Here is a 20,686-nt window from a genome sequence, read left to right as displayed (position 1 = left end):
TCTGTTAATAATGTTGTAGAAGTGTTAAAGAACACTTTTAAGCTTAAAAAAGTCATAATGTTTAATCCAAAGTTGGCACTGTGTCGTATAATCATCAGAACATATCATTAAGACACATTTATGAGAACTGAGAAGTTAACCAATGAATCAAAAAATAAGAAAAACTTTTTATTAAATAACAAGATCAAAACATTTGTAGAGACCGCAAATGCATGGGGAGTTTTTGTTATGGGGAGTACCTTTGTTCTAATGATTGCATCCATTTATGTGGTGTATGTGTTGCAAACGGACTTTGAACAGTTTAACATGGATAGAATGAGCACTACATTTGGTCTTGTCTTCATGATTATTGCTGGAAGTCTGTTTCTATTTAAGGCTGGTTTCTTTTTGTTTACCCTATATAGATATTTTGTTTATAAAGCTATACCAAGTGTAAAAGATGAAGAACTTCCTACTTGTACAGTTATTGTACCTGCATATAATGAAGGTAAGCAAGTTTGGGCTACATTGATGAGTCTTGCAGAAAGTGATTATCCTATGGAAAAATTACAACTATTATCTATTGATGATGGTAGTAAAGATGATACTTGGTATTGGATGCAAGAAGCGAAAAAAGTTTTAGGTGACCGTGTTGTTATTTATCAACAGCCACAAAACAAAGGAAAAAGACATGCTCTGTACAGGGGTTTTAATGAAGGAACGGGAGAGGTTTTTGTTACTGTTGATAGTGATTCTATTGTAAAAAAGGATACGTTAAGGAATCTGGTAAGTCCGTTTGTTATCAATGAAAAATGTGGCGCTGTTGCAGGGAACATTCGTGTGCTGAACAACAAAAAAGCAATTTTACCAAAAATGCTCGATGTAAGTTTTGTATTAAGTTTTGAGTTTGTACGTTCAGCAGAAAGCACATTAAACTCGGTGTTGTGCACACCTGGTGCATTAGCTGCTTATAGGGCTAAAGCAGTATTTGCGTGCTTGCCAGATTGGATCAACCAAACCTTTATGGGACAGCCTTCCGATATTGGTGAAGATCGTGCCATGACCAATATGATCTTAAAACAAGGATATCATGTACTATTTCAAAGAAATGCATATGCCTATACAAATGTACCCGAGCAATATAAAGGTCTTTATAAGATGTTTATAAGATGGGGTAGAAGTAACGTGCGTGAAAACATAGAAATGTCTAAGTACGTATTCAAGAATTTTAGAGAAGGCTCAAAGGCCGGTACTAGACTTTTGTTTTTTAGTCAAGCCACCAAAATTGTGATGAGTTATCCTTTCGTTATATTCATGCTGTTTTTTGTACTTACACATCCATTGTTATTCGTAAGTTCAACACTGCTTAGTATTTTGGTGTTATCCACTTTCCCAGTAATTTTTTATGCTAACAGGTATAATTTTCAGGAGTCCTTTTGGGCCTATTCTTATAGTATCCTATATACTTTTGGACTATTTTGGATTACTCCTTATGCCATTGCAACCGCTAATAGAAGAGGTTGGTTAACCAGAGGCTTGTCAGAGAAAAAATAGCGTATTTTAAAAAAGTACTAAGGCGGAACTTATGTTCCGCCCTTTTTTGTTTAAACCTGCGACTTAATTGCCAGAGGATTCCATTCACTATAAAATTGTTCTAAATAATTAACCATATATTGATGCCGTTCTTCTGCTAATTTCTTACCTGTTATTGTATTCATTTTATTTTTTAACAACAGGAGCTTTTCGTAAAAGTGATTAATGGTTGGAGCTGTAGATTTTTTATATGCTGACTTGGTCATGTTTAAATTTGGGGAAATATTAGGATCATATAAGGGCCTGTTTTTATAACCGCCATAATTAAATGCCCTAGCTATGCCAATTGCACCCAAAGCGTCCAACCGATCCGCATCTTGAACCACTTGAAATTCTGGTGAGGAAAATTGCTTTTCTTTAGAATTGCCATTTTTCAGACTCGATTTAAAGGAAATGTTTTCAACAATCTTTACCACATGAGAAATTACTTTAGGTCTTACCCCAATGGATTTTAAAAATGTTGAGGCCATTTTTGGTCCAATCGTTTCGTCACCATCATAAAATTTAGCATCTGCTATATCATGTAATAATGCTCCGAGACTTACTACAAGGATATCTACTTTTTCGTCTTTTGCAATGAGAAGTGAGTTATTGAAAACACGTTGAATATGAAACCAATCATGTCCGCCTTCCGCGTTATATAAGGTTTCTTTTACAAAGGTTATTGTTTCCTCAACTATTGAAACATCATTCATTTAAACGAGTTTATGCCAGAAACAACTGCGTTTTCGGTTTGCTTAATAATAGTATCTATATCACCAGAATTCTCTATTGGTTCATGGACTTGAAAAGTCACCCTTGCGCCTAGACCCATAGGAAATTTGCCATAACGGACTAATTTCCAAGAGTTGTTAATGCTAATGGGGACTATGAGTGCAGAAGGTGCTTTTTTTAATAGCATTTTCAGTCCCATAGGTTTAAATGGTTTTGGGTGCCCGTCCCTACTTCTAGTTCCTTCGGGGAATATAACCGCACTTCTGGTATGTTTTTCTATGTAGTTGCCAAGTTTTCCAATTTCCATAATGGCACTTTTACCATCTTTTCTATCTATTAAAACAGAACCTCCATATCTCAAATTATGTGAGACACTTGGAATACCTTTTCCCAATTCTTTTTTGCTTACAAATTTTGGATGATGTTTTCGCATATACCAAATAATTGGGGGAATATCATACATACTTTGATGATTGGTGACAATTATCAAAGGCCTATCTGTAGGTAAATTATAGGGGTTGGTGAATTTATATGTGGTACCTAGAATATTGGTACAACGCATTAGGCACCAATTTAGAATGCTTACAGTTTTTTTAAGGGCATTGTACCCTATAATTTTAAATCCTAACCATTGTATAGGATGAAACAAAACCAAAGTGGCTCCAAAAGCAATAAAAAATATTATGGTAATTGGGTATGATAAAATTTTAGCCATAGAATAAATCACTTTGAACAAGACAAGATGCTAAAAACTTTAAAAATGAGCAAACATTATTAAAAAACAAGTGCTAACAAAAATAATTGTTAAAATGTTGTATTTCATCGATTTTATGTAATGTGTTTGATCTAAGCTGCGTTAAAGTGTCGTAGAGATAATCTATATGTTCCCCAACATATATTCATTTTTGCTATTAACCTACTTAAAGTGCCCTATTTTGCTATGAATAATTTATACTCTAAGTCAGTCCGGTTACTTATATTTTCTACAATCTTGATTTCACTATTTAATTGTGAACAATTACAATCACAAGCCTTAGTAAAACACCAAGGCGTTTTCGAAGATCTAATTCAAGCACCAGAAGTTGCGAACAGGCACAAACAAGGTTATATATTTGAATATTATCAAGATGATATTATTCAAAATAGAAAGAGACAATTGGAAAATTATATTGCAGAAGAGAATCATCTTTTGTGGGGTACAGAATATACGTACGCACAACCAATTCCTTTAGAGAACCCTTTGGACTTTTATACTGAAACTGAAGCTCGCTATGATGAACCCTATTTCTCTGGTGGGCATCCTGAGTATAAGAGATATAGTGAATATACCAATGCCCTACATGTGGCTGCACAATATGCCTATCTTTTTACTCAAGATGCTTATTTAAATCAAAGCATCACTTTAAATGGCACATCCAAATTGGCCCAGGATTGGGCTGTTGAAATCTCTTTAAAGGTGCTTCAGGACTTATACGAGACTGTTACCGACGATGATTTGGATATATGGAATGGTACTTATCGTGAAAACAAAACATGGGGTAGGGCGGTAAGGTATGTAAAAGGTGTTCATTTTAGACCTGTTAATCCTTATTTTGTTTCTATTTCAAAGGCTTCGGCAATGTGGGATAGCTTTGCACTTATAAGTCAAATAATATCTGAAGAAAATATTTTTAATTCAGAACAGAAAATAATCTATGATTGGTTAATAGAACTATCAGAATATGCAGAAGCAGCTTTGGATCGTTCCTTCGAATATTATGTTTCCGATTGGAGGTTGTTTGGAAACTATGAAAATGGTTTTAAAAACGCGTCCATTTTTTCTGAGACAGATTATAAGCAAAGTAGCTATTATTATGATTCTAATGGAAATCAATCTGGAGGCAAAATACATGCAATAGCAGATGTAGGCAATAACCGTAATTTGGGTCATTTAGAATATATAGCTAAAACAGCGACTTATACAGAAAATCAAGTTTTAAAAGTTAAGGTAAAAGACTATCTCCGTAGAATATATGAAGTAGCTACATCCACTGAAGGAGCTAATGTTGATATACAAAGAAACAATGGTCCTGGCTTTACGGAATTAAATTATACATGGATAGCACTTTCAGAAATTGCCATGATTGCGCAACATCATGCCAATTATGCTATTAATAGTGGTAATGTTAATGATTGGGACGAATTTTATGCACTTACCTTCTCAGAAGGTGTTGAGGATAGGATGCCTACTTTGGATGATAGTTTTGCAACCGGAAATAGTGATAAAAACCTAAAGCTTATGTTGGATTATCAAGCTGGGTTTTTAGGTAATTCAACTAGATTTGCATTTGATGGCGAGTTATTTTCAATGGATAATGGTACCGGAACAATAATTTGGAGAAGTTTCCAGATGTTCGATGGTGGGCAATCTAGCATAAATGATTATTTGGATGTTTTTAATGGTCAATATGAGTACAATACTTCGCTTTGGGGAAAGAATGAGGGTCTTATGTCTTGGCACAAATGGGAAACAGTTTTTGGTGGACCTTATAGCATTGTGAACTTTCCCGACCTATATCCAAAGGCGGTAATTCTAAGAGGAAATATACCTAATGATGGTAAACCTATTGATCCCATTAATAAAGCAAATGCCGCCACACCCTCTCCTAATGAGTCAAATACTATAGGTGATTGGACTTTAGCACAAGGAGGCACTACTGTAAATTCAGAATCGTCTGACGGTAATTTTTCAATTAATTTGACACAAATTGGAGTTGGTGATCAATATTCTGTTTCAAAAATTGTGCTTTCAGGTTTAAAACAAGGCGAAACATATGCGTATAGTTGGGATATAAAAAGTAATAATAGTACAATGTTTTATGTTAGTTTAATTGGAGGGCAAACAGTAGAAGGAGATGCTGTTTATAGTGAGACATCCTCAACAGATTTTCAGGTTTTTGAAGGTTCTTTTATTGCTACTATTGATAATCCTATTCTCGAAATACATTCTAATATTGATGAAATTGGTAATGGGGGCAGTATAGATAATATAAGAATCGATATTGCAGAAGTCAACGGAAATGTAAATGAAGGTAATGATGGTGCATCGAACTCTTCTAACGGGGAAGTAGGATCAGTAGAAGCATATTTTTATAAGGTCATTGTCTATCCAAATCCGTTATCGGAAGAAATCCTTACGATAAGAGCAACTGAATTTCCAAATATGGACTTGGGCCTTGTTCTCTATGATTTAGATGGTAAGCAATTAAAAACAGAGCAAATTACATCTGATGATGAAGGTCAAATGACCTTAGATGTAGGCTTTTTGGTTGCGGGTATTTACTTTTTAAATATTTGGAACCTAAATAAAGGAGAAATAATTGGCACTAAAAAATTGATCAAATTATAGATTTTATAAAAAATTAAATTATTGAATTAAAATCAACGCCCAAGAATATATGAGTTTATTCTTGGGCGTCACTTTTTAGAATCTATAATAATTATCAACTAATTTAGGTTAACAAAACTCATTGTAAGCTTGAACCAAATTTTCAGCAATCATTTCAGCGGGTCTTCCCTCAATATGATGACGCTCTATCATATGTACCAACTCGCCATCTTTGAACAAAGCCATGGAAGGGGAAGAGGGAGGAAAAGGAACCATTAAATTACGGGCTGCATTTACTGCTTCGGTATCTACACCTGCAAAAACAGTAACTGTATAATCCGGTGTTTTTGTGTTTTGTAAACTCATTTTGGCAGCAGGTCTTGCATTTGCAGCGGCACATCCACAGACAGAATTTACAACTACTAGTGTAGTGCCTTCTTTTTTAATGGCGTTTTCAACCGCTTCTGCTGTATATAATTCTTCAAACCCGGCAGATGCCAAGTCGTCTCTCATAGGTTTTACTAATTCTGCAGGATACATATTCTTTATTTTAAATTAAAAAATCAATAGGCAAAGATAATTAATTAGTCGTATTTCTTTAACGACCTTAACTTTTCATTGAACATTGCATATCTGGTATATATTTTATCTTTGGCAATTGTCAAAATAATATTATGATTAAATGGGTTGGGGCCTTTATAGGCTTTTTTATTAGAGGATTATCAGGTGCCATATTAGGTTTTTTTGCTGGAAGTGTATTAGATAGTTTGTTTGGAACAAAATCAAACACTACCAGAACGGTATTTACAGATTTTACCAGACCTAATGTATCCCCAGCAGATTTTGAATTAAATCTACTGTCACTTTGCTCTATAGTGATAAAGGCTGATGGTCAAATTAGTCAAAAGGAAATGGATTATGTGCGCCAGTACTTTGTGGGTACCTATGGTAAAGATAAGGCAAATGCCATTTTTAGGACTTTTAATGACATCAATAAAAAACGAGAGATTTCTGCTCAACGTATTTGTGCATTCCTAACACAACGCACAAGATATGAGGTTAGATTACAGTTGCTTCATTTTTTGTTTGGAATAGCGCAAGCAGACGGAAATGTTAGTAATCCAGAGGTAAACAAAATTAAAGAGATTGCTGGATATTTAAGGGTATCCCGGGTAGATTTTGAAAGTATAATGGCCATGTTCATTAAGTCTGCGGATAATTCCTATAAAATATTGGAGATAGATAAAACCTCTACCAACGAAGAAGTTAAAAAAGCGTATAGGAATATGGCGAAGAAGTATCACCCAGACAGGGTCAACACACAGGATGAGGCAATTAAAAAGGGGGCAGAGGAAAAGTTTAAACAGGTACAATTAGCTTATGAAACTATACAAAAGGAAAGAGGTATTGGGTAATAATTAAATTAAAAATAATTGGACTAATGAAAGAGTATCTATTTTATCTAAAGCTAGGTTTAAATCATGTGTTGGATTTTGGGGCCTATGATCACATCCTTTTTTTAACCGCGCTGGCAATACCATTCAGCTTTAAAGCTTGGAAAAAAGTAGTTTTGCTTGCAACGGTTTTTACAATTACCCATTGTTTGTCGTTAATGCTTTCTGTATATGAAATTGTGGGGATGGATGTTTCCCTTATCGAGTTTTTAATTCCGGTAACGATATTTTTAACTGCAATTTTCAATATACTATACCATAAAATGTTACAAACCCATAAAACCATTGCCCTTCATGTTTTGGCAACAGCATTTTTTGGATTGATACATGGATTTGGTTTTTCCAACTATTTTAAAATGTTGGTTTCTGGAGAAGAGGAAAAAGTGTTGCCTCTTATTGGTTTCGCATCAGGTATTGAAGTATCACAAATACTTATTGTTTTACTGGTATTAAGTTTGTCCTTTGGTTTACAGACTGCTGTAAAAGTAAAACCAGCACACTTTATTTGGGGCGCTAGTATTTTAGTGCTACTAATCACAATACCTTTATTGTACCAAACGTTTCCTTTGTAATTGCTTTTGTTAAAATTAACCTTTAAGGGTTGTGGGCGGTTACTAAAGCCGGTATCTTAGTCAAACCTGTAGTATTGCCAATATCAAATATGAAAAAATCTAAGCAGAAGAAGTATGATAAGGCCTATTTGCGCATGGCCAACGAATGGGGCAAACTTTCATATTGTAAACGAAAACAGGTGGGCGCCATCATCGTAAAAGACCGTATGATAATTTCAGATGGTTACAATGGTACGCCAACTGGATTTGAAAATCATTGTGAGGATGATGAAGGTTACACCAAATGGTATGTTTTACATGCGGAAGCCAATGCTATTTTAAAAGTTGCAGCTTCTACACAGTCTAGTGAAGGTGCAACCTTGTACATAACGCTTTCGCCTTGTAGGGAATGTAGTAAATTAATTCACCAAGCTGGCATAAAACGTGTAGTATATCAAATAGGTTATAAAGATGATTCTGGATTAAAATTCTTGGAAAAGGCAGGCGTTGAATTAAAGCATATGCCCAATATTGAAGATTAACGTATAAGTTTATTAACAGCAATGAAAAAGTATAGTTATTTAATACCAATACTAATTGCCTTGGCCTTGGCCATAGGAATCTTTGTTGGAGGTAAGCTTAACTTTAATGATACTCCAGAACGACTATTTACAACCAATTCTAAAAAAGACAAGTTAAATAGGCTTATTGACTATATTGATTATGAATATGTTGATGATGTAGACACGGATAGTATTGTAGATGTTACCGTGAACAGTATACTGGAAAAACTAGACCCACATTCGGTATACATTCCAGAAGAAGAAATGACAAGGGTGTCTGAAAATATGAAGGGTGATTTTGTAGGTATTGGCATTAATTTTTATCCATATAAAGATACCATTTCCGTAATCAAGACAGTTAAGGACGGTCCAAGCTACGCAAAGGGAATATTGCCAGGCGACCGTATTTTAATGGCTGATAACGATACCTTGTACGGTAAGGATATGCCAAGTACGGTTATTGTGGATAAATTAAAGGGAAAAGAAGGTTCTCCGGTGAATTTGACCATTTATAGAAAGCAAGAAAATAAAATACTAAAGGTTACCGTAAATCGTGGTGTAGTACCAATTAAAAGTGTTGAGGCCCATTATATGTTGGCTGATGATATGGGCTATATTAAAGTGAACAGGTTTGCTGAATCTACTTTTAAGGAATTTAAAAAAGCATTAGCTGAGCTTCAACAAAGAGGCGCTAAAAAATTAGTTTTGGATTTAAGGGACAATCCAGGCGGGTATTTAGGAATTGCCGAAAAAATGGCCGATGAGTTTCTTGAAGATGGAAAATTAATTTTATTTACTAAAAATAAGAAAGGGAAGATAGACAAAACATATGCAACGGATAAGGGTAGTTTTGAAGATAAGCCGGTATATGTTTTAATTAACGAACGTTCAGCATCAGCAAGTGAGATTATTGCAGGCGCCTTACAGGACAATGATATTGGAACAATTATAGGTCGTAGGTCTTTTGGCAAGGGCTTGGTACAACGTGAAATGGCCTTAGGTGATGGTTCTGCGGTTCGCTTAACAGTTTCAAGATATTACACTCCAACGGGCAGAAGTATCCAAAAAAATTACGACAAGGGAAATAGGGATTATTATCAGCGTTTTACAGAGCGGTACCATAGTGGTGAGATGATTTCCGTTGATAGTATTAAGGTTGCCGATTCCTTAAAATACACCACTCCCAAAGGAAAAATAGTATATGGTGGAGGTGGCATTATTCCAGATGTTTTCGTTCCTATTGGCTCCAATGAGGAGGAAGCAGTGGAAAGTATGGATAGTTTAGGGTTTTTATCGTTTTTTGTTTTTGAACATTTAGACGAGGATAGACAGCGTTATAGCCAATATAGTGAGGAGCAATTTGTGAATGATTTTAGGGTAGATGATATTCTGTTTGAAAAATTTGTGGACTATTCTGTTAATCGTAATTTGAAAATGAGCTTTTATGACTTTGAAAGTAGTATTAAACTATACTTAAAAGCGGCATTGGCAGAACAGTTGTTTAGCGCAAATATTCATGCGAAAATAAAAAGCAGTGAAGACCCTATGTTAAAGAAAGTATTGGAATTGGACAATCCTATTATTAAACAAGGCGAAGCCGAAGCAATAGAAACTACAAATTAATCTTCCTCTAGTCTTTTTTGCACCTTTTTACTGATGCTGTAGATAAGTATTAAAACGATGGCACATAAGGAGGCCACAATGCCAATAAGAGCAATAGTACTATTACCTTCTAACGGGTTTGAAAAATCTACTAAAGTAACGTTGTAAGCTATTAAAGCTAATGCGGCGACTATGAGTATTATATATAGTTTTTTGTTCATAGTATAAATTTAATTCAAAACTTTAAAAATGGTGTTTTTTAGTGGTTAAAAAGTTCATTGATATTTGCGGCGAATAACTTAACTGCAATTGCCATCAAGATAACACCGAACACTTTTCTAATAACGTTAACACCGTTTTTGCCAAGAACTTTCTCTAATTTCACCGATGATTTTAAAATTAAATACACAAATATAATATTGACAATTATTGCAACAATAATATTCTCCACATAGTATTCTGCCCTTAACGAAAGTAGTGATGTCAAGGTGCCTGCACCAGCAATCAGTGGAAATGCTATTGGTACAATGGATGCGCTTTCGGGTTCATCATCTCTATATAAGGTTATTCCTAGAATCATCTCAATGGCAAGAAAAAATATTATGAAAGCACCAGCAACCGCAAAAGAGTTAACATCAATGCCTATTAAGTTTAATATTTCTTCCCCTAAAAATAAAAAGGCAACCATAATACAAGCAGCAACAATAGACGCTTTTTCAGATTGTATATGGCCTACTTTTTTTCTTAACCCAATAATAATTGGAATGCTTCCCAAAATATCGATTACCGCAAAAAGTACCATACTTGCCGTTGCAATTTCTCTAAAATTAAAATGAAATGTCATTGGGGTAATTTTTTTGCAAATCTACGTTTATAAAAAGGCACTTGGATTTTTATTTCTGCGAATATTGTCAAAAATTCTACTTTAGAATTAACGTATCTTTCAACCCAAAATTAAAACTATGTTTCAAATAGGTAAAACTATTGTTTCTGAAGAAATTATTGAGAATGATTTTGTTTGCAATTTAAGTGCGTGCAAGGGGGCGTGTTGTATAGACGGTGATGCTGGAGCACCTTTAGATGATAAGGAAACAGAGATATTAGTGGATATTTATGCAGATGTTAAGCCATATTTAAGACCAGAAGGCAGAGCCGTTATTGAAGAAGTAGGGGCATTTGTAAAAGGCGAGGATGGTGAGTGGGAGACACCTTTGGTCAATGGAAGTGAATGTGCCTATGTTATTTTTGATGAACATAAAATTGCCAAGTGTGGCATTGAGGAGGCCTATAATAAAGGTAAGATAAATTGGAAAAAACCGGTCTCATGTCATTTGTATCCCATAAGAGTACATGAGTATACAGAATTAACAGCGGTTAATTACCATAAATGGCAAATATGTGATCCGGCATGTGCCTTGGGAGAGGAGCTAAAAGTGCCTATTTACAAGTTTGTTAAAGACGCTCTAATACGCAAATTCGGTAAAGCTTGGTATAGTGAGTTGGAAGAGGTGGCCAAGGAACATCTTAAATAGTTGGAATGTTCAGCATTATTGTTGTTCCCGATGCAATGTTATTTACATCATAAATATCAATAATTTCTACATGAAAGGAATTTATAAAGTCTTTGGAGAAGTTTGCCAAGCGTTCTTTTGTAATGTCAATACCAACTGATTTTCGCTTTAAAACCTTACTTTGTTTTATTTTTTCTGCAGCATCCCTACCTACACCATCATCTGTAATAGCAATATTAATAAATCCTTCAGCGCCTTTTTTTACATCAAGGACAATATTTTTTTCACCTTGTTTAGAGGACAGACCATGCCATAGGGCATTTTCAAGAAATGGCTGTAAAATAAGGGAGGGAATTTTAATGGTGTGAACGTCAATATCATCCGCAACATTAATCTTAAAATTAATTTCATTTGAAAAGCGTATGTTCTCTATGTTCATATAAAGTACTACGGTTTCCAATTCTTCCGCCAATGGTATTTCCCTTTGAGACGAAGCTTCCAATATTTTGCGTACAAGTTTTGAAAACTTGTTTAAATAATGAACGGCATTTTTCTTTTCGTTATTTATTATATAAAGTTTTATAGAGTTTAAAGAATTAAATAAAAAATGTGGGTTCATTTGACTACGTAACATAGTTTGTTCCAAAGTCAATAATTTTTTCTCACTGTTTAATTGATATTGACGATAAAGAATGTACAGTATCCCGGCCAATAAGACCAAAGAAATCCCGCTTATTAACAACATGGTGCGGTTCTTTTGTAATTTTAGTCGTACATCTTCATTTTCTTTGGCAAGGGCCTCTAGTTGATTACTTCGTTTTTCGGATTCATAACGAACAATCATATCATTCACGTATCTGAGATTAAGATTGTTGGTAATTTCCTCATCATATTTTTTAGACTCCTTGTAAAAGTTCATTGCCTTCTTAAAATCATCTTTTTTTATCCATAGTTCAGATAAAAACTTGTTGGATTCTGCCAATTCTTCGGGAAAATTATATTTTTTAGCAATATTTAGACCTTGTGTTAAATTACGTTCAGCTTCATCATATTGGTTTACAGTAATATAAGCCCACCCTAGATTTATATATATTGCAGCTATAATCTCTTGGTCCGCTACTGCTTTGGCTCTTTGTAATGTTGATTTTAATAATTCAATAGCCTCTTCTGTTCTTTGTAAGTGAACATATACATGTGCTATACTATAGTTGCATATCACAATTCCTTTTTCTGAGCCTATCTCATTATTGTAAGACAGTGATTTTTCATAATTATCCATGGCTTGCTCTAAAAGCCCTTGTGCCTCATAACATTCGCCAATATTTTGATAATTTATTGCAAGCCCTAGTTTATTATTAAGTTCTTCTTCCAATTTTAAGGATTCTTTATACTTAACTATGGCAAGATCATATTGTTCCAGTGTTTGATAAATGTTTCCAATACCATTTAATGAAACATTAATACTTCTTTTTATACCAGTAGATGGGTTTTCTATTTTTTCGGCTATTTCCAATGCTTTTTGGCTATAATCTAAGGCAGATTTAATGGCATCTGTTCTTCTGAACACCACACTGATCATATTTAGGCTGTAAATCTGAAATTCAGTATTATCAGTTTCTTCAGCTATTTTCAATGCTTCTTGGAATAGGCCCAATGCTTTAGAAAACTCTGAAATATTGCGATAAGATCTTCCAATTTGGTTCAATGCATATGCTTGTCCAATTAAATATTGGGGCTTTTTACATGCATTAATAAAATTTCTCATTAGAGAAGTATCATTTCTAATGGGTCTTAAAACACGGTCTATTTCAGAATAGGTTTCAGGTGCCTGTACAATTAAACTGTCAATATTTATTTTACGTTCATCCGGAGTTTCTTGCGAAAATGTTGGAACGTACATTAAAAAAATATGGATACTGATCAATATCGGTGTTCTCAAAAAAACCAAGGGCGTTAAGGAAGAAAATAGCTTTACAATGTTTAAACCCATAAAATATTCTATAATAGGTCCAAAAAATCTGATTTTTTCTGTCTTGAGACAGGTATTTTATGGTTGGATTTTAAAACTACGTAACCATCGGTCTTTAAAAATTCTTTTATTTTATCTAGATTGATGATATAAGAGTTGTGTATCCTAAAAAAGGAATCTTTAGGAAGTAAGGTATTCACTTCTTTTAATTTTTTGGTCAAAACTATTTTCTGTCCATCAGTCAAAAAAATGGTACTATAATTTCCATCAGATTCTGCGAATAAAATTTCATCGCTCTCCAAAAAAAGTAGTTTACCATCTGTATTAAGCGTAATTCTTTTGTTAATTGATCTTGCATTAAAATTTAGAAGAATTTGCTCTAGTTTTTCGGCAGAAAAATTTTTGGCATTAAATTTCTTGATCTTAATAATGGTTTCTTTAAGATCATCAGTATCTATTGGCTTTAGCAAATAATCTATGGCATCATTTTTTAACGCTTTAATGGCATATTGGTTATAAGCTGTGGTTATAATTACCGGAAAATTTTTGTTGGTTAGTTTTTGAATGAACTGAAAACCATCCATAGTTGGCATTTCTATGTCCAAAAAGAGACAATCGGGTGTATTCCTCTCTAAATATTCAAGAGCTTCATACGGATTGGTAAAGGAAGCAGAGACATTTATTTCTTCGCTAAAATTTGTAAGCTCCCAGGAAAGGCTTTGTAATGCCTTAATTTCATCATCTACTATTACCGCTTCTAACATACTGTAACTAATATGAGAGATGAAAGTTAATCAAATTATAATATAGGATATTGACTTAATTAAAGTTTTGTGTCAATGGAACTTTTTTAAGTATAGTTGGTAATAATTGGGTTTTAATGCGGTTTTGGTATAATTAACATGTAAAAACATAAGAAAAAGACTACAATTTTATTGATTCGGTTGTTGATGAAAGATTGCATATTCCGTTTATACAGTAAATAAGGCAAATTATACATATTCGCCAATTGCGGGCATTACATCATGTAATTTAGACTGGTATTTAAATGATATAGAAAATTAATTTATCATGAGAAAATGTGTTTTAATGTTTGGAATATTTTTAATTGCCCTGATTATTGCATCTATTTTCGATAAAACAAAAAAGGGGGCTGTTGAGAATGAGATTGTTATGGACAGTATAAATCTGTTATCAAATACCAATAATAACTAAACCAAACCTGTTGAAATGCCCAAATTGTTTTTTAAGGTATCAAAATTTATTGTTTTAGGTCTTTTGCCTTTCTTCCTAATTTCCAGCTCTGGAAAAGATTTGTACTATCATTCTAATTTACATGATGAAGACTTGTCCTTAGCAGTTTGGAATTTTGACTTTGAAAATATAGGTAACAATACCTTTGAAACAAAGGTTGGACAAAATCATCTGGGTTCATCTTTTAGTACCATAGAGCTGTTTTTAGACAATTCTTATAAAAATCAATTATATAACATGGAGTTTGTGATCTCTAGAGAAGCTAAAGCCAGGACTTGGTTGCCTGGCACTTATCAAGTGAGAGACATCAATGGTCTTTTAGACGAGTTTGATGGGGTATTTGGAGTGGCTACTATTGATACTTTAGGAGAGGCCCCTTTCTTTGCAAAGAAAGGTAGTATAGATATTCTATCAATAAACGATACCCATTGTAAGGGCAAACTTGATATTGCGATGAGAAATACAGATGGTTATGTTATTAATATAACTGGCAGTTTTGAAGCCAAGGCAGTAAATAATTAGTATACGGCTCGGGGAAAGTGTTAATTCATATTTCCAGCCAATGTTTTGAGCGCCAAAAAAGTGACTTTAACAGGTATTCTGTTAAGTCGCAAGTCTAATGATAGGTTTCGGGGGAACTACCTTAATTAGTCTTGGTGGGCATTTTCGTCATCAGAAACCTTGGTGAGCCGTATTAATTATTAGTGCTTTTTTAAAAAAAAATTTAATAAACCAAAAGGTATAGGATATATACTTTTTGGTTTATTTTTTTTCGTTTAATTTCTTCTTTTATTTATCAGAATCGGGTATGCCTTGTTAGGGCAATAAACATCAATCGTGAGCCTAGATTTCAACAAATTGTGTTAAAAACTTTGTGATGGAAATCGTAAAACAACCTTTAGAAATCGATCACAATTTTGAATCTTTGTTATTCCCGATTAGAGGGTAAATTCCCCCTCTTCACACTAACTTTTTTAAAATATAATATTATGTCCACAGCCCTAGAGCCTATTTTGGAAGCAAATGATGACCGCTTTGTGATTTTCCCTATTAAACATGATGATTTATGGGAATGGTATAAAAAGTGTGAAGCATGTTTTTGGACTGCTGAGGAAATAGATCTTCATGAGGATTTGACAGATTGGAATAACAAGTTAAGTGATGATGAGAAGTATTTTATTAAACACATACTTGCTTTTTTTGCGGCTTCTGACGGTATTGTAAACGAAAATTTAGCAGAGAATTTTGTAAGTGAAGTACAATATGCGGAAGCTAAGTTCTTTTATGGCTTTCAAATAATGATGGAGAATATTCATTCTGAAACCTACTCTCTATTAATTGATACCTATGTAAAGGACGAAAAGGAAAAAAGTGTGCTGTTTAAGGCAATTGAAAATTTCCCCGCTATAAAGAAAAAGGCCGATTGGGCGTTAAACTGGATTGAGTCGCCAAGTTTTGCAGAAAGATTAATTGCTTTCGCAGCTGTGGAAGGAATTTTCTTTTCTGGTGCTTTTTGTTCTATTTTTTGGTTAAAGAAGAGAGGATTAATGCCTGGGCTTACATTTTCAAATGAATTGATTTCGAGAGATGAAGGTATGCACTGTGACTATGCTGTTCACTTACATAATAAACACCTTATAAATAAAGTGCCCAAAGAAAGAATCAAAGAGATTTTAACAGATGCACTTACTATTGAGCGCGAATTTATTACTGAATCGCTTCCAGTAAGCTTGATCGGAATGAACTCTAAGTTAATGACACAATATCTTGAGTTTGTCACCGATAGATTATTGGTAGAGTTAGAATGTGATAAAGTGTATAATGCAACAAATCCATTTGATTTCATGGATATGATTTCCTTGCAAGGAAAAACCAATTTCTTTGAAAAAAGAGTTTCTGAATATCAAAAGGCTGGTGTGTTAAACAAGGATAAAGATGAAGATGCGCAAAAAATAAGTTTTGATGCGGATTTTTAAAAACATCCAATTAAAATAGGCCATTGTTTTATCAATGGTTTTTAAAGCCTTAAAATATAGTAATCATAAATGTTTCAAGTAATATCAATTTAAAATAAGTGTAGCCAAATGTATGTAGTAAAAAGAGACGGAAGAAAAGAACTGGTCATGTTCGATAAAATCACGGCCAGAGTAAGAAAATTATGTTATGGTCTTAATGATCTTGTAGACCCATTAAAAGTGGCTATGCGGGTTATAGAGGGGCTTTATGATGGTGTTACCACCTCAGAGCTGGACAACTTGGCGGCTGAGATAGCGGCAACCATGACAACTACGCATCCAGATTACGCTAAACTTGCTGCCCGTATCTCTGTATCTAACTTACATAAAAACACAAAAAAATCCTTTTCAAGCACCATGAAGGATTTATATGAATATGTAAATCCTAGAACTGGTAAGAAGGCGCCATTATTGTCCGATGAAGTGTATAAGGTAATAATGGATAATGCGGATAGATTAGATTCTACCATTATTTATAACCGTGATTTTGGCTACGATTATTTCGGTTTTAAAACCTTGGAACGTTCTTACCTTTTAAAATTAAACGGACAAATTGTAGAAAGGCCACAACATATGTTGATGCGTGTTTCTGTCGGTATACATTTGGATGATTTAGAATCAGCTATTGAGACATATGAGCTAATGTCTAAAAAGTATTTTACACACGCTACACCCACTTTATTTAACTCTGGAACACCAAAACCACAAATGTCGTCCTGTTTCCTTTTGACTATGAAGGATGATAGTATTGACGGTATTTATGATACATTAAAACAAACAGCTAAAATATCACAATCTGCAGGGGGTATAGGCTTATCTATTCATAATGTTAGGGCTACAGGCTCTTATATTGCCGGTACCAATGGCACCTCCAATGGAATCGTGCCTATGTTGCAAGTATTTAACGATACTGCAAGATATGTTGATCAAGGTGGTGGAAAGCGTAAAGGTAGTTTTGCTATTTATATGGAGCCATGGCATGCTGATATTTATGAATTTCTTGATTTGAAAAAGAACCATGGTAAGGAGGAGATGCGTGCCCGCGACTTGTTTTACGCCATGTGGATTTCCGATTTATTTATGAAAAGGGTTGAAGCCAATGAGGAATGGACCTTAATGTGTCCTAATGAATGCCCTGGACTTTTCACAAACCATAGTGAGGAATTTGAGAAGTTGTATACAAAATATGAAGCAGAAGGTAAAGGTCGCAAAAAAGTAAGGGCTAGAGAACTTTGGGAGAAAATATTGGAATCCCAAATAGAGACGGGTACGCCTTATATGCTATATAAAGATGCTGCCAATAGAAAAAGTAACCAGAAAAATTTAGGTACAATTAGGTCTTCAAACCTTTGTACGGAAATTCTTGAATATACATCACCAGATGAGGTAGCGGTATGTAACCTGGCCTCTATAGCCTTGCCAATGTTTATTAAGAATGGTGACTTTGATCATAAAGAATTGTTTAAGGTAACCAAGAGGGTAACCAAAAACCTAAACAGAGTAATTGATAGAAACTATTACCCTGTAAAAGAGGCTGAAAACTCAAATATGCGTCATAGGCCAATTGGGTTGGGTGTACAAGGGTTGGCAGATGCATTTATAATGCTACGTATGCCTTTTACAAGTGATGAGGCTAAAAAATTAAACCAAGAGATATTTGAGACACTTTACTTTGCTGCAGTAACCGCCTCTATGGAGATGGCAAAAGTTGAAGGAGCTTATTCTTCATATGAAGGTTCACCTATTTCCAATGGTGAATTTCAATATAACTTATGGGGTATTAAGGATGAGGAGCTTTCTGGACGCTGGGATTGGGCCAAGCTAAGAAAGGATGTAAAGAAAAATGGTGTAAGGAACTCTTTGCTAGTAGCTCCTATGCCAACAGCATCTACATCGCAGATTCTTGGGAACAATGAGTGTTTTGAGCCCTATACATCTAATATTTATACAAGAAGGGTACTGTCTGGGGAATTTATAGTTGTAAACAAGCACTTATTGGAAGACCTAGTTGGCTTAGGTATGTGGAATGAAAATATGAAGCAAGAATTAATGCGTGCAAATGGATCTATTCAACACATTGAAACTATTCCACAAGACATTAGAGATCTGTATAAGACCGTTTGGGAACTTAGTATGAAAGACATAATAGATATGTCTCGTCATAGAGGGTATTTTATAGATCAAAGTCAATCTTTGAATCTTTTTATGGAAAATGCAAATTATTCCAAGCTTACTTCGATGCATTTCTACGCCTGGAAAAGTGGTTTAAAAACAGGAATGTATTACTTGCGTACCAAAGCAGCTGTAGACGCCATTAAGTTTACTTTAGATAATAGTAAGAAGAAGGCAGCTCCTGTTAGTGTAGCGGCAGAGGCGGAAGCTGAAGCGACAACACCCAAGGCCATAATTACTGAGAACATCAGTGTTTCTGCAACTCAGGTTACTGCTATGGCAGAAGTGGACATACAGCCAATGACAGCTGCAGAGATGAAGGAGATGATTGCTAGGGCCAAGGAAGGTCAAGGCGACGATGATTGCCTTATGTGTGGTTCTTAATCTGGAAATTTTAAATAAAAAAGGCCCCATATGGGGCCTTTTTTATTTAAATCGGATATTCTATTAAATCCATTATTTATTTTTTTGTGTACGACTTCAATGCGTTGACTAAAAAGAACGCAGAAGAATAAACAAGTAAAAATAGAATGTAATTATCCATGATGCTTTATCGAACTATACGTATATACGTTAGTACTACGTTTTTTGGATCATGTATATTTTATCAAATCGCCTAAAAAAGTGTTAAAGTTAAAAGAATACAGCTTTTTTCTTTTAACAGGATTAGTTTCTAATGCCTTTTTAAAGGAGGTATTTGCTGTATTCTTTTTAACTTGATAAAAATAGTAGGCCATTTTGGATATACAAAATAGCGCTAAGTAAACGATAAGTAGGTAGATATATGGGAACATATTCAAATTAACGAATAAGTATTTTAATTCTTACTATACAAGTGTGCCACTCATCGAAATGTTAGTTTTTTTCGACGAAATGCATATCTAAAAATTAGATATAAGTATTATGCGTAATAAAGCACAATACTTTATACCGTTTGATAAGAATTAATTTTGGGAGAGTATCCAAATGCCAATGAAGAGAGAATCTAATTATGACAATAGGGTAGAATAGAAGGTGAGATCAATTATAAGAAACCATCAACTTCTTGGTAGGCCTTAATAACGGCTTCCTCACCAATTTCACCTTTTTGCGAATTGCCATGTTCCATGCCAAGAATGCCGTCATAACCTTTACTATGGATGTACTTAAATACATTCTTATAATTGATTTCACCGGTTGTTGGTTCCTTACGACCAGGGTTGTCACCGATTTGGATATATGCGATTTCGTCCCAAGTAATGTCCATATTATGAATTAGGTGTCCTTCGTTTTTCTGTAAATGGTATATGTCGTAAAGTATTTTACAAGATGGACTATCTACAGCTTTACATATCATATACGTCTGATCAGATTTTTGAAGATATAGGTCGGGAGAATCGGAAAGTGGTTCTAGAACCATAACCAATCCATGAGGTTCTAAAATTTCGGCACCTCTCTTTAATGCTTCAATAACATGGGCATCCTGGACGCCAATAGGTAAGCTTCTATCATAACCTCCAGGGACAACAGTCATCCATTTTGCATTTGTACGTTTGGCAACCTCAATAGACTTTTTACAGCCATTGAGGAAAATGTCTATATACTCTTTTTTGCCGGCAGCCAATGTGTTGGCCATATTACCGCCTTTATCAATTACAAAAACACCCATGCCCATGCCTCTTTTAGATAAGGTATTACCAATTTTTTCCTGCAAGGCAACATCCCGCTGCATCATGCTGTTATCTTCAAAGGCGATAAAACCTTGATCTGCCATAAAATTGATTTGGTCAATGGGATCATCACCAGCCAAATTTTTGAACATACCTAGGTGAGGTGCATATTTCAGATTGAATTTATACTCTGGTGATAACTTCTTTTTAGTTGAGGCATAAGAAAAAGCCCCACCAGAGGATAATAATCCTCCGGTAAGGGCAGTTTTTTTAATGAAATTTCGTCTTTTCAT

General features: G+C 34.4%; 19 protein-coding genes. 11 read left to right on the top strand and 8 right to left on the bottom strand.

The features are described 5' to 3' along the window. The first annotated feature begins 120 nt into the window (after positions 1-120). Positions 121-1,533 (top strand): glycosyltransferase family 2 protein, encoded by a 1,413-nt coding sequence (locus ACOCEA_RS03800; RefSeq protein ID WP_420754867.1) that lies wholly within the window; start codon positions 121-123, stop codon positions 1,531-1,533. A 50-nt stretch (positions 1,534-1,583) separates the two neighbouring features. On the opposite strand, the gene ACOCEA_RS03795 is transcribed toward ACOCEA_RS03800, so the two are convergent. Both ACOCEA_RS03795 and ACOCEA_RS03790 read right to left on the bottom strand, forming a co-directional pair. Continuing rightward, positions 1,584-2,267, bottom strand: coding sequence for an HD domain-containing protein (locus tag ACOCEA_RS03795; protein ID WP_420754866.1), 684 nt, complete (start codon positions 2,265-2,267; stop codon positions 1,584-1,586). Continuing rightward, positions 2,264-3,001, bottom strand: coding sequence for a lysophospholipid acyltransferase family protein (locus ACOCEA_RS03790; protein WP_420754865.1), 738 nt, complete (start codon positions 2,999-3,001; stop codon positions 2,264-2,266). The genes ACOCEA_RS03795 and ACOCEA_RS03790 overlap by 4 nt, the downstream gene beginning before the upstream one ends. A gap of 276 nt (positions 3,002-3,277) precedes the next feature. Here ACOCEA_RS03790 and ACOCEA_RS03785 point away from each other — a divergent pair, with 276 nt between their 5' ends. Beyond that, the gene (locus ACOCEA_RS03785; protein ID WP_420754864.1) at positions 3,278-5,674 is read left to right on the top strand and encodes a T9SS type A sorting domain-containing protein; all 2,397 of its coding nucleotides are present in this window, start codon (positions 3,278-3,280) and stop codon (positions 5,672-5,674) included. Positions 5,675-5,782: 108 nt separating this feature from the next. Here ACOCEA_RS03785 and ACOCEA_RS03780 read toward each other — a convergent pair whose 3' ends face one another. Next, on the bottom strand, positions 5,783-6,193 hold the full coding sequence (locus ACOCEA_RS03780; RefSeq protein WP_420754863.1) for a BrxA/BrxB family bacilliredoxin: 411 nt from the start codon (positions 6,191-6,193) through the stop codon (positions 5,783-5,785). Positions 6,194-6,327: 134 nt separating this feature from the next. Here ACOCEA_RS03780 and ACOCEA_RS03775 point away from each other — a divergent pair, with 134 nt between their 5' ends. The 4 genes from ACOCEA_RS03775 to ACOCEA_RS03760 all read left to right on the top strand — a co-directional run bounded on the left by ACOCEA_RS03775 (position 6,328) and on the right by ACOCEA_RS03760 (position 9,844). Beyond that, positions 6,328-7,068, top strand: coding sequence for a TerB family tellurite resistance protein (locus tag ACOCEA_RS03775; RefSeq protein WP_420754862.1), 741 nt, complete (start codon positions 6,328-6,330; stop codon positions 7,066-7,068). Positions 7,069-7,094: 26 nt separating this feature from the next. Beyond that, positions 7,095-7,679, top strand: a complete 585-nt coding sequence (locus ACOCEA_RS03770) for a HupE/UreJ family protein (RefSeq protein WP_420754861.1) — start codon at positions 7,095-7,097, stop codon at positions 7,677-7,679. An 89-nt stretch (positions 7,680-7,768) separates the two neighbouring features. Continuing rightward, the gene (locus tag ACOCEA_RS03765; RefSeq protein WP_420754860.1) at positions 7,769-8,200 is read left to right on the top strand and encodes a deoxycytidylate deaminase; all 432 of its coding nucleotides are present in this window, start codon (positions 7,769-7,771) and stop codon (positions 8,198-8,200) included. 21 nt (positions 8,201-8,221) lie between these two features. Next, positions 8,222-9,844: a S41 family peptidase gene (locus ACOCEA_RS03760; RefSeq protein ID WP_420754859.1), complete on the top strand. Its 1,623-nt coding sequence runs from the start codon at positions 8,222-8,224 to the stop codon at positions 9,842-9,844. Here ACOCEA_RS03760 and ACOCEA_RS03755 read toward each other — a convergent pair. Further along, entirely contained in the window at positions 9,841-10,044 is a 204-nt protein-coding gene (locus ACOCEA_RS03755) for a hypothetical protein (RefSeq protein ID WP_420754858.1), read from the bottom strand. The two genes, ACOCEA_RS03760 and ACOCEA_RS03755, sit on opposite strands and share 4 nt — an antisense overlap. 38 nt (positions 10,045-10,082) lie before the next feature. Then, positions 10,083-10,667 (bottom strand): MarC family protein, encoded by a 585-nt coding sequence (locus ACOCEA_RS03750; protein ID WP_420754857.1) that lies wholly within the window; start codon positions 10,665-10,667, stop codon positions 10,083-10,085. 118 nt (positions 10,668-10,785) lie between these two features. On the opposite strand from ACOCEA_RS03750, the gene ACOCEA_RS03745 reads away from it, so the two are divergent. Further along, positions 10,786-11,355, top strand: a complete 570-nt coding sequence (locus ACOCEA_RS03745) for a DUF3109 family protein (RefSeq protein ID WP_420754856.1) — start codon at positions 10,786-10,788, stop codon at positions 11,353-11,355. Here ACOCEA_RS03745 and ACOCEA_RS03740 read toward each other — a convergent pair. Together ACOCEA_RS03740 and ACOCEA_RS03735 are read right to left on the bottom strand one after the other, a co-directional pair. After that, positions 11,348-13,324 carry a tetratricopeptide repeat-containing sensor histidine kinase gene (locus ACOCEA_RS03740; protein ID WP_420754855.1) on the bottom strand — a complete coding sequence of 659 codons (1,977 nt, stop codon included), beginning with the start codon at positions 13,322-13,324 and terminating at the stop codon, positions 11,348-11,350. The genes ACOCEA_RS03745 and ACOCEA_RS03740 overlap by 8 nt on opposite strands. An 8-nt stretch (positions 13,325-13,332) precedes the next feature. Next, entirely contained in the window at positions 13,333-14,067 is a 735-nt protein-coding gene (locus ACOCEA_RS03735) for a LytR/AlgR family response regulator transcription factor (protein WP_420754854.1), read from the bottom strand. A gap of 325 nt (positions 14,068-14,392) precedes the next feature. Between ACOCEA_RS03735 and ACOCEA_RS03730 the strand changes: the two genes are divergently transcribed. From ACOCEA_RS03730 to ACOCEA_RS03715, 4 genes are all read left to right on the top strand, one after another. Further along, positions 14,393-14,518, top strand: a complete 126-nt coding sequence (locus tag ACOCEA_RS03730) for a hypothetical protein (protein WP_420754853.1) — start codon at positions 14,393-14,395, stop codon at positions 14,516-14,518. 15 nt (positions 14,519-14,533) lie between these two features. Beyond that, positions 14,534-15,079 carry a hypothetical protein gene (locus ACOCEA_RS03725; RefSeq protein WP_420754852.1) on the top strand — a complete coding sequence of 182 codons (546 nt, stop codon included), beginning with the start codon at positions 14,534-14,536 and terminating at the stop codon, positions 15,077-15,079. Positions 15,080-15,546: 467 nt separating this feature from the next. Continuing rightward, positions 15,547-16,533, top strand: coding sequence for a ribonucleotide-diphosphate reductase subunit beta (locus tag ACOCEA_RS03720; RefSeq protein WP_420754851.1), 987 nt, complete (start codon positions 15,547-15,549; stop codon positions 16,531-16,533). 108 nt (positions 16,534-16,641) lie between these two features. Beyond that, positions 16,642-19,128 (top strand): ribonucleoside-diphosphate reductase subunit alpha, encoded by a 2,487-nt coding sequence (locus ACOCEA_RS03715; RefSeq protein ID WP_420754850.1) that lies wholly within the window; start codon positions 16,642-16,644, stop codon positions 19,126-19,128. A gap of 640 nt (positions 19,129-19,768) precedes the next feature. On the opposite strand, the gene ACOCEA_RS03710 is transcribed toward ACOCEA_RS03715, so the two are convergent. Then, a complete protein-coding gene (locus ACOCEA_RS03710; protein WP_420754849.1) occupies positions 19,769-20,686 on the bottom strand; it encodes a hydroxypyruvate isomerase family protein in 918 nt (305 codons plus the stop codon).

This window comes from Maribacter luteocoastalis (assembly GCF_048890225.1).
Classification (GTDB): Bacteria; Bacteroidota; Bacteroidia; order Flavobacteriales; family Flavobacteriaceae; genus Maribacter; species Maribacter luteocoastalis.
This window is presented reverse-complemented; position numbering and strand designations above follow the sequence as displayed.

Coding starts and splice junctions, on each gene's coding strand:
- ACOCEA_RS03800 (WP_420754867.1), top strand. CDS start 121: ATGAGAACTGAGAAGTTAACCAATGAATCAAAAAATAAGAAAAACTTT.
- ACOCEA_RS03795 (WP_420754866.1), bottom strand. CDS start 2,267: ATGAATGATGTTTCAATAGTTGAGGAAACAATAACCTTTGTAAAAGAA.
- ACOCEA_RS03790 (WP_420754865.1), bottom strand. CDS start 3,001: ATGGCTAAAATTTTATCATACCCAATTACCATAATATTTTTTATTGCT.
- ACOCEA_RS03780 (WP_420754863.1), bottom strand. CDS start 6,193: ATGTATCCTGCAGAATTAGTAAAACCTATGAGAGACGACTTGGCATCT.
- ACOCEA_RS03775 (WP_420754862.1), top strand. CDS start 6,328: ATGATTAAATGGGTTGGGGCCTTTATAGGCTTTTTTATTAGAGGATTA.
- ACOCEA_RS03770 (WP_420754861.1), top strand. CDS start 7,095: ATGAAAGAGTATCTATTTTATCTAAAGCTAGGTTTAAATCATGTGTTG.
- ACOCEA_RS03765 (WP_420754860.1), top strand. CDS start 7,769: ATGAAAAAATCTAAGCAGAAGAAGTATGATAAGGCCTATTTGCGCATG.
- ACOCEA_RS03760 (WP_420754859.1), top strand. CDS start 8,222: ATGAAAAAGTATAGTTATTTAATACCAATACTAATTGCCTTGGCCTTG.
- ACOCEA_RS03755 (WP_420754858.1), bottom strand. CDS start 10,044: ATGAACAAAAAACTATATATAATACTCATAGTCGCCGCATTAGCTTTA.
- ACOCEA_RS03750 (WP_420754857.1), bottom strand. CDS start 10,667: ATGACATTTCATTTTAATTTTAGAGAAATTGCAACGGCAAGTATGGTA.
- ACOCEA_RS03745 (WP_420754856.1), top strand. CDS start 10,786: ATGTTTCAAATAGGTAAAACTATTGTTTCTGAAGAAATTATTGAGAAT.
- ACOCEA_RS03740 (WP_420754855.1), bottom strand. CDS start 13,324: ATGGGTTTAAACATTGTAAAGCTATTTTCTTCCTTAACGCCCTTGGTT.
- ACOCEA_RS03735 (WP_420754854.1), bottom strand. CDS start 14,067: ATGTTAGAAGCGGTAATAGTAGATGATGAAATTAAGGCATTACAAAGC.
- ACOCEA_RS03730 (WP_420754853.1), top strand. CDS start 14,393: ATGTTTGGAATATTTTTAATTGCCCTGATTATTGCATCTATTTTCGAT.
- ACOCEA_RS03725 (WP_420754852.1), top strand. CDS start 14,534: ATGCCCAAATTGTTTTTTAAGGTATCAAAATTTATTGTTTTAGGTCTT.
- ACOCEA_RS03720 (WP_420754851.1), top strand. CDS start 15,547: ATGTCCACAGCCCTAGAGCCTATTTTGGAAGCAAATGATGACCGCTTT.
- ACOCEA_RS03715 (WP_420754850.1), top strand. CDS start 16,642: ATGTATGTAGTAAAAAGAGACGGAAGAAAAGAACTGGTCATGTTCGAT.
- ACOCEA_RS03710 (WP_420754849.1), bottom strand. CDS start 20,686: ATGAAAAGACGAAATTTCATTAAAAAAACTGCCCTTACCGGAGGATTA.